The organism is Rothia sp. (in: high G+C Gram-positive bacteria) (genome assembly GCF_015265375.1).
Lineage (GTDB): Bacteria > Actinomycetota > Actinomycetes > Actinomycetales > Micrococcaceae > Rothia.
The window spans coordinates 1-13,437 of sequence record NZ_JABZXW010000021.1 but is presented as its reverse complement, the minus strand read 5'-3'; the positions used below and the strand labels follow the sequence as shown (position 1 = coordinate 13,437).

Genomic DNA, 13,437 nt, shown 5'->3' with positions numbered 1-13,437 from the left:
TAGAACTCTACGCCTACCGAAGGAACACCGTGAACGATCTGCCCCTGCTCGGCCCTGCTGAGATTCGCGAGCTTGCCGAGATGCTCGGTATTCGCCCGACGAAGACTCTTGGGCAGAACTTTGTGATTGATCCGAATACGATTCGTCGTATTGTCAGCGCGGCAGAGATTTCGCCGGAGGAGACGGTGCTGGAGGTCGGCCCGGGCCTGGGTTCGTTGACTCTCGGCATTCTGGATGCGGCGAAGGACATGGTGGCGGTTGAGATTGACCCGCCGCTGGCTCAGCAGCTTCCGCACACGATTGAGAAGTTCCGCCCCGAAAAGGCGGGCGATATTGACGTGGTGCTGATGGACGCCCTGAAGGTCACCGAGCTGCCCCGTACCCCGGATGCCCTGGTGGCGAACCTGCCCTATAACGTGGCGGTGCCGGTTCTTCTGCATCTTTTTGCGAAGTTCCCGAGCATCCGTCACGCCCTGGTGATGGTTCAGGACGAGGTTGCCGACCGCCTGTCGGCGACCCCGGGTTCGAAGATTTACGGTGTTCCCTCGGTGAAGGCTAATTGGTATGCCGAGGTGTATAAGGCGGGCGTGATCGGTAAGAACGTGTTCTGGCCTGCGCCGAAGATTAACTCGGGTCTGGTGGGCTTCCGCATGCGCGAGGAGCCGCTCTCTACCGTGGACCGAGACCTGGTGTTCACGATTATTGATGCGGCATTCGCTCAGCGCCGTAAGACTCTGCGTGCTGCACTGAGCTCCTGGGCGGGCTCGGGTGCGCGTGCGGAGCAGATTCTGGTGGCGTCAGGTATCGCTCCGACGGAACGCGGTGAGAAGCTGGATATTCACGGCTTCATTCGCATTGCGGAGGCTTCGCTGACTGTCCCTGCTGAGCCTGCTGCGGAGTAGTTTTCTTCCTGCTCTGAATTTTCACTGACGTTCTCACGCGAGTTCCCGCGCGAAAGGTGTATGCGCTGATGAGTACCGCCTCCCAGACCGCCATTTCGGTTGATGCTCCCGGTAAGGTCAATCTGTACCTTGCCGTGGGGGATGTCCGCCCGGACGGCTACCACCCGCTGACTACGCTTTTTGTGGCGGTCTCGCTGACGGAGACCATCACGGTCTCTGAAGGGTCTGTTCCCGGGCTGAGCCTGAGCATGGATATTGTGCCCGGCTCCCTGGTGGATCAGCAGATGCAGGCGGGCCAGTTCAATCCCGCCGATGTGCCCATGGATGAGCGGAACCTCGTGTACCGTGCCGCCGAATTGGTTTTGCGCGAGCATAGTGTGAGTCCCGCCCCGGCACTGCACCTGCATATTGCAAAGGCCGTACCCGTGGCAGGCGGTATGGCGGGCGGCTCTGCGGATGCGGCTGCCGCCCTCATCGCTACGGACCGCTACCTGCACGCAACCGGCCGCACCGGCGCGCTACTGACCCAGACAGATTATGAACGTCTCGCCGCGCAGCTGGGCGCCGATATTCCCTTTAGCGTGCGTGCCGCGCTCGGGCAGACTCTCGCCCTGGGGCAGGGGACCGGTACCGAGCTGCAGAACGTTGCGGCGCCTCAAGAACCCCTGCACCTGGTGATTGTAGCCGCGCAGTTTGGCCTCTCAACCCCCAGCGTATTCAAGCAGCTGGATGCCGGCCGCGCCGCGGGTCTGTACCCCGCCTCCGGTGAACTGGTGGAACCCGTAGAGCTTCTGAACGCCCTGAACTCTTACGACGGTTCGGAGGCGACCCTCGCCTCCCTAGCACCCCTGCTGCGTAACGACCTGCAGGCTCCAGCGCTTTCGTGCGCCCCGCAGCTGGAGCAGACCCTGAACCTGCGTGACAGCGAGGGTGTGTACGCCTCGCTGGTCTCTGGCTCCGGTCCGACGGTGCTTCTGCTAACTTCTTCACATGCACAAGCGGAAGCTCTCGCTACCTCTCTTCGTGTTGAGGGCCACCATGCCGTAGCTACTGAAGTGACTAGTGCATAGCTTTTCTATCTGTCACACTAGATAACGATTTATCACTCACTGACTTCTACCGTTCTCTGGCTGAAAGGGAGAATACGATGAAGGTTAAAAATATTGTTATCGCCCAGGACCGTTTTAGCCTTCTGGGCGGTATTACGACCGTTAACAGGATTCTGGGTAGAGCTTTTGAGGAAGCCGGATACAACGTTAGCTATCTGGCACTCTACGACAATACGGGCAATAACCCTGACGCGACGACTCCTGATTTTGTTATTCGTTCTGGATCGCTTGTCTCAAAGACCACCCACAATAAGCTGGTGTACAACAACCCCGGACCGCTGGGTGCCGTGCTGGCGGCTAAGAAGGTGTTTACCGCATTGTGGGACCGCTATAACGCAGTGCGTACCCGTCGTTACCTGCATTCATTGGGTAAAGACACCGTTATTTTGACCTCGATGACCGATATCGCCGAGTATCTGGTGGACTATGCGCGACAGGGTCGGAAGCAGGGGATTGGGTATCTCTACGAATTCCACAGCGCTTTCGATAGCTTTCACCGCACAACTCGTGAAAAGACCCTTCAGGATATTGGGCGCTACTATGACTCCTTCATTGCGCTTTCTGAAGGGGACGCACGACTCTTTGCTGAGTGGCTGAACCGCCCGGTTGATGCGGTCTCTAACCCTAACGCTTTCATCGATCCTGAAGTTCAGAAGAAGGTCTTGGAGGTAGCTCAGCAGAAGAAGCCAGTTATTCAGTATGTTGGCCGCTATGGTGCGGAGAAGGGTCTCATGCGCATTCTGGAGAGCTTCATTGCGTGTGCACAAGAGTTTCCCGAGTGGGTTCTGAAACTCAACGGTAGCGGAGACGACGAAACTGAACGTCAGATGCATGAGCTTCTTGAGACCCTTGATCCGGCCCTCGCTAAGCGCATTGTGGTAGGCGGTCCCCTGAACTCCCAGCAGGTGCTTGAAGCCTATGCCGAAGCGTCGTTGACCATTGGCGCCTCTGATTTTGAGGGTGGCCCTATGTCTTTGCAAGAGGGTATGCGTGTTGGTACACCATTGGTTTCTTACCCCTCCAGTTACCTATTGTTGGACTATTTGCCTGAAGTCGGCTACCTAGCTGAAGAACGTAGTGTTGAAGCGCTGACGAAGCAGTTGCGTTTGGCTATGGGTGATGATGAATTGCGAGCTAAAAAATCTGCTTTGTGTGTTGAGAAGTCCTCTGTTTTCTCTCCTGAATATATTGTTCGGTGTTGGGAGAAAGTTTTTGAGTCTATTCACCGATAATCGTAAGTGTCGAGGAATGCTTATATAGAAGAGTGCCGGTTCTAGAGTAAAATCTAGGACCGGCACTCTCTATTATTTATAATCTAGCGGTTGTTCATGAGCTGACGCTCGGGGACCCCGCGGAAACGGTACTTGAAGATACCCTCAAGTGCTCCAAGATTGCCGCCGAGCTGAGCGAGCCCTTGAGCGCGACGCGACGTGGAGAAGCAGATTACGGGGATAGCCTTCAACGCGGCAATCACCGAGAACTTGATGCTGGGACCGCGCATACCCTGATCCTTGAAACGTTGCCAGAGGAGCACACGGTAAATCTGATAGCGTCGCTGCTGACGGAACAAACCCCGAAGGGTTGCGCGAAGGCGGTAGTTGACGAGGGATTCCTGGGTCTTGTAGAAGGGGACCCCCGCAAGCGTCAAACGCCAGGAGAAGTCCGTCTCCTCTGAGCCCGCGATGTAGCTACAGTCCATTCCGCCGTGCTCCAGATAAATCTCGCGAGGTACCGAGAAGTTACATCCGGTGAGTGAAGGAAGGAACCCGGCGAAAGGAGTGAGCTTGTCGATGCTCTCAATTAGCCCGCGGTTCTCCAGAATGTCCTTATCCGCATCGGCGGGAATGCCGTAGGCCTCCAGCACCTCGGGAGGGTTAGAACCGTGCAGGTTAGCGCCTGCGCCGATGGCGGGGCCGTGCAGATCCTGCAGGTGAAGGTGTCCCTCAACCCATTCAGGTTCCACGAAATCATCCGCGTCGCAGTAGACGAGAATCTTTCCGCGTGCCTCGCGCGCGCCGACGTTGCGGGCGTTTGCGGGGCCCTTGATATCGCTAGAATCCACCCAGCGGAGGGGGTAGGGTGCATCGAAGGCTTCAACCAGAGCGATGGTGTTATCGGTACTGCCGTTATCGCTGACGACCACCTCAAAAGAGCGGGTGGTAGTTTGCTTAGCTAGGGCCTCCAGCTGCGTTGTGATGAAGCGGGCGGCGTTGTACGCCGGGATGACGACAGATGCCTCGTACTCGTACTGTTCGCTCATATTATTCACCGAGCTCCTTAATGCGTCGGGCGGGAACACCCGCGTAGAGGCCGTTCGGTTCGCAATCGGATACCACAACAGCACCTGCGGCAATCATGCATCCGGCACCGATGGTGACACCGGCGATGACGGAGACGTTCTGGCCGAGCCAAGAACCGTCACCGATTACGATGGGAGCCTCAATATTCTCGCCGGCACGCTGACGGGAAGGGCCCATCTCGTGGCTTGCGGTGCACAGGGTGACTCGAGGGCCCAGGTAGACGCGGTCGCCAATCTGGGCAACCCGGTCGATAAAGATATCGCGGTTGACCCAGCAACCGGAGCCAATTCGAGCCCCGGGAAGAATTTCGGAGCTGGGGTGCACATAGGTGCCGTCACCAATGGTGACGCCGGAGGTACGGAACTTTTCGATGCGTGCCGCGCGGCGCTTTTTCTTCTGCTTCAGAAAATGCTGATGCTTGAGCTGTTTGAGAGTGTTGAGCATAGATACCTTCATCAGGGTGGGCGGGAAAAGGTTCCCTAAAAGTGTTAAAAGCTAATTCCTATAGTAGCGGGATACCGCCCCGGAACGAGGTGGTATCCCGCAGAAGCAGATGAGAAATCCGCTGTTACGTATGGCACATGAAGTTGGCGTTAACCGAGTAGCTCGGAGAGTTCGAGCCAGCGCATTTCTAGCTCGTCAATCTCATCCTGGAGAGCCTGCTGTTGCTCGCCGAGTGCCGCCAAACCTGCGTAATCCGAGGCGTCGTGGGCGCTCATCTGTTCGGAGAGCTTTTCCTGCTCCGTGGCAAGCTTTGCCAGGCGGCGCTCAATCGCGCCGGACTCCTTCTGCGCCGCACGCTGTTCGGCACCGGAAACCTTCGGCTTGGCGGATACCTCTGCCTCCTGCGCCGAAGTCTTCTGCGTCGGGGAGGTGGAACGAGCCTGCGCGCTACCTGCAGCAGAACCGCCAGCACCGGCTGCAGAGAGCGCCAGGTACTCATCCACACCGCCGGGCAGGTGACGGAACGAACCGTCAATCACGGCGTACTGCTGGTCGGTCACGCGCTCCATGAGGTAGCGGTCGTGGCTGACCACCAGCAGGGTGCCCGGCCAGGTGTCCAGCAGATCCTCCATCGCCGCGAGCATATCGGTATCCAAGTCGTTGGACGGCTCGTCGAGAATCAGTACGTTCGGCTCGTCCAGCAGAATCAGCATGAGCTGCAGGCGACGCTTCTGACCACCCGAAAGGTCCTTGACCGGGGTAGAAAGCTGTGCACTGGTAAAGCCCAGACGCTCCAGCATCTGCGAGGGGGACAGCTCCTTGCCGTCTGCAATGTAGCTGCGTTTCTTGCGGCCAATCACATCCGAGACGCGGTCGTTAGCGACCTCGTTGAGCTCATCAAGCTGCTGGGTGAGGGTTGCAATCTTCACCGTCTTACCGTGCTTGACGCGGCCTTCGGTCGGCTTCAAATCGCCGGTCACCAGCGACAGCAGAGTCGACTTACCCGCGCCGTTCACGCCCAGGATGCCGGTGCGCTCGCCGGGGGCAATACGCCAGGTGACCTTCTTCAGCACGGGGCGCTTGCCGTCGGGCAGCGAGGGGTCGTCGTAGGTGACGGAGACGTTTTCGAGGTCGACCACGTCCTTGCCGAGGCGGGAGACCGCCATCTTCTTCAGCTCCACGGTGTCACGCACGGGCGGAACATCCGCAATGAGGGCGTTCGCGGCGTCAATGCGGAACTTCGGCTTGGAAGTACGCGCGGGGGCGCCACGGCGTAGCCACGCGAGCTCCTTGCGCATCAGGTTCTGGCGTTTAGCCTCAGCCGCGGCCGCCTGACGGTCACGCTCAACGCGCTGCAGGATGTACGCAGCGTAGCCGCCCTCGAAGGGCTCGACGATGCGGTCGTGCACCTCCCAGGTATCGGTACAGATTTCGTCGAGGAACCAGCGGTCGTGGGTGACGACCATGAGGCCGCCAGCATTCTTCGACCAGCGGGACTTCAGATGGCCGGCGAGCCAGGTGATGGCCTCGACGTCCAGGTGGTTGGTGGGCTCGTCGAGCATGAGTACGTCCCACTCCTGCGCGAGCAGGGAGGCGAGAGCCACGCGGCGGCGCTGACCACCTGAGAGAGAAGATACGGGGGCGTCCCAGGGCAGGTCGGAGACCAGGCCTGAGATGACGTCGCGGATGCGTGCCTGCGACGCCCACTCGTATTCGGGGGTATCGCCCACAATCGCGTAGCCGACCGTGTGGTCGTCGTCGAGTACGTCGGACTGGTCGAGGTAGCCGATGCGGGTGCCGCCGCGCATGGTGACGCGGCCGGAGTCCGGTTCGAGCCGGCCGGCAAGGATCTTCATGAGGGTGGACTTGCCGTCGCCGTTACGGCCGACAATACCGATGCGGTCGCCTTCGTTCAGACCGACCGTGATGCCTTCAAAGATGGTTCGGGTAGGGAATTCGAGGTGCAGCGATTCGCCGCCAAGTAGATGTGCCACGCCTTCTAGGGTACAGGGTGAGTCTTCGGTTCAAGTAGCGCCCCAAGCTTTGATGAGGGGCTACATCAGTGTTGAGAAATGCCGCGGGGTTTTGCCTGGGTGCGCGGCGAGGTTGAGGGCAGATATTTGATAAACTGAGGAAAGCATTTCCTGCATTGCGCTGTTCTGTGCCCAAAATGGCGGCTAACGACGGTGATGACCTTCGGGGGACTCATCGGTGATGTATGGATAATCCGCCATGGTGTAATGGCAGCACAGCGGCCTTTGGAGCCGTTTGTCTAGGTTCGAGTCCTAGTGGCGGAGCGTAAGCACTCAACGGCACCGTTGATAGAGAGTTGGCGGTCCGCGCTCACTCCTCACTCTTACAACCTCGTCTAAGGAGTCTTCCCAGTGAATACTGAACTGGCACCCTCTGCAGTGATTGTTCTGGCTGCAGGCGCTGGTACGCGCATGAAGTCCGCTACCCCCAAGGTTATGCACGGTATTGGTGGTCGTTCCATGGTGGAGCATGCTGTCGCCGCTGCCCGTGATTTGAATCCTGAGCGTCTTGCTGTTGTGGTGCGCCACCAGCGTGATAAGGTTGCTGAGCACGTTCTGGCTTTTGATCCTGAAGTAACCATCGTTGACCAGGATGAGATTCCCGGTACCGGTCGTGCTGTTGAGGTTGGTCTGAACGCACTGGACGCCCAGGAAACTGTTTCCGGTACCGTTCTGGTGACGTACGGCGACGTCCCCCTGTTGCGCCCCGAGACCCTGCGCGAGCTGATTGCTTTCCACGAGGAAGATAAGAACGCTGTCACCGTGCTGACCACCCACGTGGATGAGCCGGGCGCTTACGGCCGTATTGTCCGTAACCAGGCTGGCGAAGTCACCGCCATTGTCGAGGCGAAGGACGCTTCCCCCGAAGAGCTCGAAATCACCGAGATTAACTCCGGTATTTACGCTTTTGATGCTGCTGTCCTGCGTGAGGCGCTGCTTGAGGTGACCACCAACAACGCACAGGGCGAGAAGTACATTACTGACGTTCTGTCCATTGCTCGTTCGAAGGGTCACCGCACCTCCGCTCTGGCTATTGAGGACCGCTGGGAAGTTGAGGGCGCTAACGACCGCGTGCAGCTGGCTCAGCTGGGTCGTATGCTCAACAACCGCATCCTTGAGGCGCACATGCGTAACGGCGTGACTATTGTTGATCCGCAGAACACCTGGATTGACGTTACCGTCACCATTGAGAACGACGTGACCCTGCTGCCCGGCGTGCAGCTGCACGGCTCCACCACCGTTGCTACCGGCGCAACCATTGGCCCGGACACCACCCTGACCGACATGACCGTTGAGGCTGACGCTACCGTCATCCGCGCTCACGGTCACGGCGCGGTCATTGGTGAGGGCGCAACTGTTGGTCCCTTTGCGTACCTGCGCCCCGGTACCACCCTGGGCAAAGACGCTAAGCTTGGCACCTTCTGCGAGGCTAAGAACTCGCAGATTGGCGATGGCGCAAAGATTCCGCACCTGTCCTACGTTGGTGACGCCACCATCGGTGAGGGCGCAAATATTGGTGCAGGTTCTATCTTCGCGAACTACAACGGTCTGGTGAAGAGCCGCTCCGTTATTGGCGCGCACGCCCGTATGGGTGCTGCGGGTATTTACGTTGCACCTGTTACCGTCGGTGACGGTGCCTACTCCGGCGCGGGCGCGCTGATCCGTAAGGATGTTCCTGCGGGCGCCCTCGCCTACTCTGAGACTTCCCAGCGCACCATCGATGGCTGGGTCCTGAAGAACCGTGCTGGTACCGAACCCGCCGAGGCTGCTAAGGCTGCTGGCGCGCAGGAACCGGCAGAATCCTAATTCGAGGAAAGAACAACACCATGAGTAGCGAGATTACCAACCCCGGTGAGCGCAAGCTTGTAGTGGTCTCCGGTCGAGCACACCCCAAGCTTGCCGAGGAGATTGCACAGGCACTTGATCACGACCTGCTGCCCACCTCTGCATACACCTTCGCCAACGGCGAGACCTACGTCCGCTTTGAGGAGTCTGTGCGCGGTGCGGACGCTTTCGTGATTCAGTCGCACCCGGCACCCATCAACGAGTGGCTCATGGAGCAGATCATTATGATCGATGCGCTCAAGCGTGCATCCGCTCGTTCCATTACCGTGGTGTCTCCTTTCTACCCCTACGCTCGTCAGGACAAGAAGCACAAGGGTCGTGAGCCTATCTCGGCACGTCTGATTTCGGACCTGTACAAGACTGCTGGTGCTGACCGCCTGATGTGCGTGGATCTGCACACTTCGCAGATTCAGGGCTTCTTCGACGGCCCGCTGGATCACCTGTTCGCGATTCCGGTTCTGGCTAAGCACATCCGCGAGCGCGTGGACGACCTGTCCAACGTGACCGTTGTGTCCCCGGATACCGGTCGTGTGCGTGTGGCTGAGCACTGGGCCGATCTGCTGGACGGTGCGCCCCTGGCGTTCGTGCACAAGACCCGCGACATCAACGTCCCCAACCAGGCTGTTTCTAAGACCGTTGTCGGCGACATTGAGGGTCGTACCTGCGTGCTGATTGACGACATGATTGACACTGGCGGCACCATTGCTGGCGCTGTGAAGGTCCTCATGGACAAGGGCGCGAAGGAAGTTATCATCGCGGCAACCCATCCGGTTCTGTCTGACCCGGCTGCTGAGCGTCTGTCCCAGTGCGGTGCTGTGGAGGTCGTCGTGACCAACACCCTGCCCGTGCCGGAAGAGAAGCAGTTCGATAACCTGACTATTCTCTCCATCGCTCCGTTGATTGCTCGCGCTATCCGCGAGGTCTTCGACGAGGGTTCTGTGACCGAGATTTTCGATCACTAAGCTTCTAAAGCCTAACGAAAGTCCCCCGCTGACTGTTGGTCGGCGGGGGACTTTCTACTCTTGAGGCTAAGTTGTAGAGGCTAAAGCTAACCCGGCTGGAACAGATATCTGTTCCAGCCGGGTTAGCGCTGTATTTAGCCTCGTATGGTTAGCGATGCGCCTGTGCGAGCCAAGGCAGAATCACGCGGAGGGACTGCTCCACCTCGTCCACGGCAACCTTCGCTGCTGCGGGGCCGCGGCGGTAGGGGTCTTCCAACTTGTCGCTATCGAGCGGACGGGCACCGTAGGAGTAGAGGTAGGACAGCGGTTCGGCGCGGCGAGCATCCTCGCGGATACGTGCAACCTGCTTGAGTAGCTTAATCTTGGCGTGGTGCTGGGGCCACTCGCGCACAATCCAGTCGGCATGCACCTTCTCAGCCACCAGGATGATGGTGGCGTTCTCAATAATCTGCTCGTTGAGCTGGCGGGATGCGAAGCCCTCCGGGTTGTAGCCTCGCTTGATGAGCTCATTAGCTACGTGTTCGTAGACGCCGTGACCGACGAGGGCGCCGGTGCCTGCGCTGGAGAAGATCCACTTGTCTTCCAGACCGTACTCGGCGGCAAGGTGCTTGGAGATGACCTCGCCGGATGCGCTGCGGGCAATATTGCCGGTGCAGACGAAGACAGCTTCGAAGGGGCCGTCGCCGCTCGTGCTGCCGGTACGGTTGAGGGTTTTGGGGGAGAGCTTGAACAGCGGGGTGCGCTCGCCTCGGGAGTTAGTAGCGGGGGAAGGCTGAGCCTTTGCTGCGCTCTGGTTGTTGGCTTCTTCGGGGTTGGCGAGCTCTTCGGCATCGACCATGGGTGCGTTGTGCTGACCCACGCGGATGATGCTGGGGCCGGTGGGATTGCTGTCCGCGTCGAGGATGTCGCCGGGGGTAGCCTCGATGTCGGTGTGGGTGAGGGGCTGCGCGGAGACGGTTGCGGTACCGTCGGCGCTGAGCTCTTCTTCAGGCGTGACTTCCTGAGCGGCTACCTCGGCGGGGGAGCGGACTTCGTAGTCTTCGATGGCTTCGCGGAGCGAACCGTCGGGGGTGATGGTACGGCTAGCTACCCCGCGGCGGTTCTTGCCTGCCAGTTCGGGGTTGCTCTTAATGAGGGAGCGGACTCCGTCAGCAATATTTGCGGATGGGGAGGCGGCGGTTGCCGGCTGCGCCTCGGCGGTTTCTGTGGAGTTGGTTTTGTCCTCGGAGGACCCCCACGCGTACTTGTCCTTGAGGGACTTAATGTTGAAGATGCCCATCAAAAAGCCTTTTCTAATTGACGTACCCAACAGTGAACAGGGAAGCCGGAAGTGTCGGGTTGGTTGAATGAATAGTATCTATCATACCGAGTGCTGGCTCCGTATAGGTTTTTATTGTCCCCAGGCCTGTAAAACTCATATTTGCCTTCGCCGTAACAGGTGCAGAGGGAATACTTGAGGCATAAGATGAGCGAGAATACAGTATTATTTCTAACCTTTGAGAAAGGTTGCATGTTAGAATCATGGGTAACCGCTTATTCATCACTCCTCACACCAATGTACCCGTCCTTACCTACGAGGGCGCGGGCGAGAAAGGCATCATGAAGCTTCTCTCAATAAAACAGAATAGCCGTTCTCCAAATCGCGACTGGGATTCTCTGACGCGACGCAAGAGACCAGAAATTATGGATAAATGCAAATTGTAGTGTGTTTATTCAGTTAGGTCTAGGTAACTTAAATCTGATAAATATTCAAAAGTCTTTATTAGTTGGACTTATCGACCTTATAATAAATTCTTTTCGGATAGAGGATTTATACATTTGGGCAATTTAAAGAATTGTCTGAGCTGCCTGAATATTGCGTTGTCTTTGTTTTAGCAATCCTTTCGCTCTGCATTTTTATTTTGGATGTATTGTAGTTGGGTTTGCTGCTTGTCTACTTATTGTGAGTTTTTTCGCAGAAGGTTATAGGTTTTATCGTGAAGAGTGTATACTCTAAGATCCGGGTTTTGTTCCCTGGTAAGAAGTTTTATCTTCTAGTTCTCAATATTCTTGGTCTATTTGCCGTCTCTTTGTTTGAAATGTTGGGTGTTGCCTTGGTGCTTCCCTTGGTTAATCTTGCCATGGGTACTCCTCGTGAAGGCTTTATCTTGAAGGTGTCGAATTTTTTTGGCGACCCAGATACCCCCTCGCTCATCCTCATTTTTGGTGTAGCCCTTGTTGCCGCCTTTGTTTTTAAGGGAGTGTTCTCCCTCGTCATCCGTCGCTGGAGTATGGGGTTCATTGCAACGCAGCAGAGTTCTGTTTCTGTTACTCTTTTGAACAGATATATCCGTGAGCCTTACCTTGATCACCGTAAACGGGGTGCCGCTCCAATCTACACTGCAGTTAATGACGTAACATCTCAGGCTTATGGCTCCTTTGTTAACGGTGTGCTTGGGTTTATTGGAGATATGCTATCAATTATTGTTTTGATGGTAATGCTTCTAATTATTATGCCCATTCCGGCATTGCTGGCTATGACCTATTTCGGTCTAGCATCCTTTATCTTACAAAATACTCTTAAGCGTAAGAATCGTGAACAAGGTAAAATTGTTTTGAATGCAACAAAGGGTGCATGGAATGCAATGATTGAAGCCGTAGATGGATTCCGGGAGATCCGTATGTATGGCATGACTGATCGATACATGTATCGCTATCAGGAGAAGCGTATCGACGCAGTTAACGCTTCGATGCGTAATGCTTTTCTCTTTGATTTCCCCAAATATACGCTAGAAATCATCTTTGTTGTTGGAATTGCTGCTCTCTTGGCATTTATGAGTGCGACTCAGGGAACAGACGGAACGGGATATCTGGTGCTCTTTGCAGGAGCCTGTATCCGAATCTTGCCGAATTATACCCGAATGGTAGCTTCTCTCGGTAGTATCCGATCAGGTGAACATGCATGCGATAGCCTCCTGGAGGAGATTAAACATCTCACCCCGGAAGAACGAATGTTCAAGCTGCCTGCTAAACCTGTTGTGCCGGAAAACTATGAGTACGTAAATAAGAGGATTGAACCTGTCAACATTCAGGTGGATAATCTGAGCTTCCAGTATCCTGATGGAGATAAGCCTGTCCTTAACAACATTACGTTGGACATCCCGATGGGCTCTTCAATTGCTTTTGTGGGTGGTTCTGGCTCTGGTAAGACTACTCTGGTTGACCTTATTCTGGGTCTCTTTGCACCGACTAGCGGCCAGGTACTACAGAACGGTAAGTCAATTCTGGAAGATTTGCCGAACTGGCATAAGCACATTGGTTATGTTCCTCAGGACGTGTTCATTGCAGACTGTACTGTAACCGAAGCAGTTGCCTTTGGTCTTGAACCTCATGAGATTGATGCGGAGCGTGTCAAATACTGCCTTGAAGTTGCTGCACTGACTGAGGTAGTAGAGTCCTTGGAAAATGGTCTGGACACTAAACTGGGGTACAATGCGACCCGTTTGTCGGGTGGCCAGAAACAGCGCTTGGGTATCGCCCGTGCTCTGTACCGTAACCCGAGCGTGTTGATTCTGGATGAAGCAACTAGCGCATTGGACAACGAGACCGAGCACAAGATTACGAAGACCATCGAGCGTATTTCTAAGGACATTACGGTCATTATCGTGGCTCACCGCCTGTCGACGGTTCGTAATGTTGACCAGCTGGTCTACCTTGCTAAGGGACGAATTGCTAACCAAGGTACTTTCACTGAGGTTCAGCAAGCTAACGCAGAGTTTGCAAATCTTGTGAAGCTGGGACAGCTGCCGGAGTAAACCTCTATAGCTCAGATCGTCCATCATAGATAGTAGTGGGGGGGGGGG

Annotated in this window: 10 protein-coding genes and 1 tRNA gene; 7 read left to right on the top strand and 4 right to left on the bottom strand. The window is 56.4% G+C overall.

Translation table 11 applies throughout. The features are described from left to right. Positions 1–29 precede the first annotated feature (29 nt). The 3 genes from rsmA (at position 30) to HXO69_RS04255 (ending at position 3,243) form a co-directional block, all read left to right on the top strand. A complete protein-coding gene (gene rsmA, locus HXO69_RS04265) occupies positions 30–902 on the top strand; it encodes a 16S rRNA (adenine(1518)-N(6)/adenine(1519)-N(6))-dimethyltransferase RsmA (protein WP_296545502.1) in 873 nt (290 codons plus the stop codon). Positions 903–970: 68 nt separating this feature from the next. Further along, a complete protein-coding gene (locus tag HXO69_RS04260) occupies positions 971–1,972 on the top strand; it encodes a 4-diphosphocytidyl-2C-methyl-D-erythritol kinase (protein ID WP_296545501.1) in 1,002 nt (333 codons plus the stop codon). 77 nt (positions 1,973–2,049) lie between these two features. Further along, on the top strand, positions 2,050–3,243 hold the full coding sequence (locus HXO69_RS04255; protein ID WP_296545499.1) for a glycosyltransferase: 1,194 nt from the start codon (positions 2,050–2,052) through the stop codon (positions 3,241–3,243). An 83-nt stretch (positions 3,244–3,326) separates the two neighbouring features. On the opposite strand, the gene HXO69_RS04250 is transcribed toward HXO69_RS04255, so the two are convergent. From HXO69_RS04250 to HXO69_RS04240, 3 genes are all read right to left on the bottom strand, one after another. Then, positions 3,327–4,271, bottom strand: coding sequence for a glycosyltransferase family 2 protein (locus HXO69_RS04250; RefSeq protein WP_296545498.1), 945 nt, complete (start codon positions 4,269–4,271; stop codon positions 3,327–3,329). Between the two features lies 1 nt (position 4,272). Continuing rightward, positions 4,273–4,755 carry a DapH/DapD/GlmU-related protein gene (locus HXO69_RS04245; protein ID WP_296545496.1) on the bottom strand — a complete coding sequence of 161 codons (483 nt, stop codon included), beginning with the start codon at positions 4,753–4,755 and terminating at the stop codon, positions 4,273–4,275. Positions 4,756–4,904: 149 nt separating this feature from the next. Further along, on the bottom strand, positions 4,905–6,749 hold the full coding sequence (locus HXO69_RS04240) for an ABC-F family ATP-binding cassette domain-containing protein (RefSeq protein ID WP_296545494.1): 1,845 nt from the start codon (positions 6,747–6,749) through the stop codon (positions 4,905–4,907). Between the two features lie 232 nt (positions 6,750–6,981). On the opposite strand from HXO69_RS04240, the gene HXO69_RS04235 reads away from it, so the two are divergent. The 3 genes from HXO69_RS04235 to HXO69_RS04225 all read left to right on the top strand — a co-directional run bounded on the left by HXO69_RS04235 (position 6,982) and on the right by HXO69_RS04225 (position 9,595). After that, positions 6,982–7,052, top strand: a tRNA-Gln gene (locus tag HXO69_RS04235). Between the two features lie 87 nt (positions 7,053–7,139). Continuing rightward, positions 7,140–8,594 carry a bifunctional UDP-N-acetylglucosamine diphosphorylase/glucosamine-1-phosphate N-acetyltransferase GlmU gene (glmU, locus tag HXO69_RS04230; RefSeq protein ID WP_296545492.1) on the top strand — a complete coding sequence of 485 codons (1,455 nt, stop codon included), beginning with the start codon at positions 7,140–7,142 and terminating at the stop codon, positions 8,592–8,594. Positions 8,595–8,614: 20 nt separating this feature from the next. Continuing rightward, entirely contained in the window at positions 8,615–9,595 is a 981-nt protein-coding gene (locus tag HXO69_RS04225) for a ribose-phosphate diphosphokinase (RefSeq protein WP_070676131.1), read from the top strand. A gap of 148 nt (positions 9,596–9,743) precedes the next feature. Here the strand turns inward: HXO69_RS04225 and HXO69_RS04220 are convergent, their stop codons facing one another. After that, entirely contained in the window at positions 9,744–10,874 is a 1,131-nt protein-coding gene (locus tag HXO69_RS04220) for a phosphotyrosine protein phosphatase (protein ID WP_296545490.1), read from the bottom strand. A 697-nt stretch (positions 10,875–11,571) separates the two neighbouring features. On the opposite strand from HXO69_RS04220, the gene HXO69_RS04215 reads away from it, so the two are divergent. After that, positions 11,572–13,389 (top strand): ABC transporter ATP-binding protein, encoded by a 1,818-nt coding sequence (locus HXO69_RS04215; protein WP_296545489.1) that lies wholly within the window; start codon positions 11,572–11,574, stop codon positions 13,387–13,389. The last annotated feature ends 48 nt before the right edge of the window (positions 13,390–13,437 follow it).

Coding starts and splice junctions, on each gene's coding strand:
- HXO69_RS04245 (WP_296545496.1), bottom strand. CDS start 4,755: ATGCTCAACACTCTCAAACAGCTCAAGCATCAGCATTTTCTGAAGCAG.
- HXO69_RS04220 (WP_296545490.1), bottom strand. CDS start 10,874: ATGGGCATCTTCAACATTAAGTCCCTCAAGGACAAGTACGCGTGGGGG.
- HXO69_RS04250 (WP_296545498.1), bottom strand. CDS start 4,271: ATGAGCGAACAGTACGAGTACGAGGCATCTGTCGTCATCCCGGCGTAC.
- HXO69_RS04255 (WP_296545499.1), top strand. CDS start 2,050: ATGAAGGTTAAAAATATTGTTATCGCCCAGGACCGTTTTAGCCTTCTG.
- HXO69_RS04260 (WP_296545501.1), top strand. CDS start 971: ATGAGTACCGCCTCCCAGACCGCCATTTCGGTTGATGCTCCCGGTAAG.
- HXO69_RS04225 (WP_070676131.1), top strand. CDS start 8,615: ATGAGTAGCGAGATTACCAACCCCGGTGAGCGCAAGCTTGTAGTGGTC.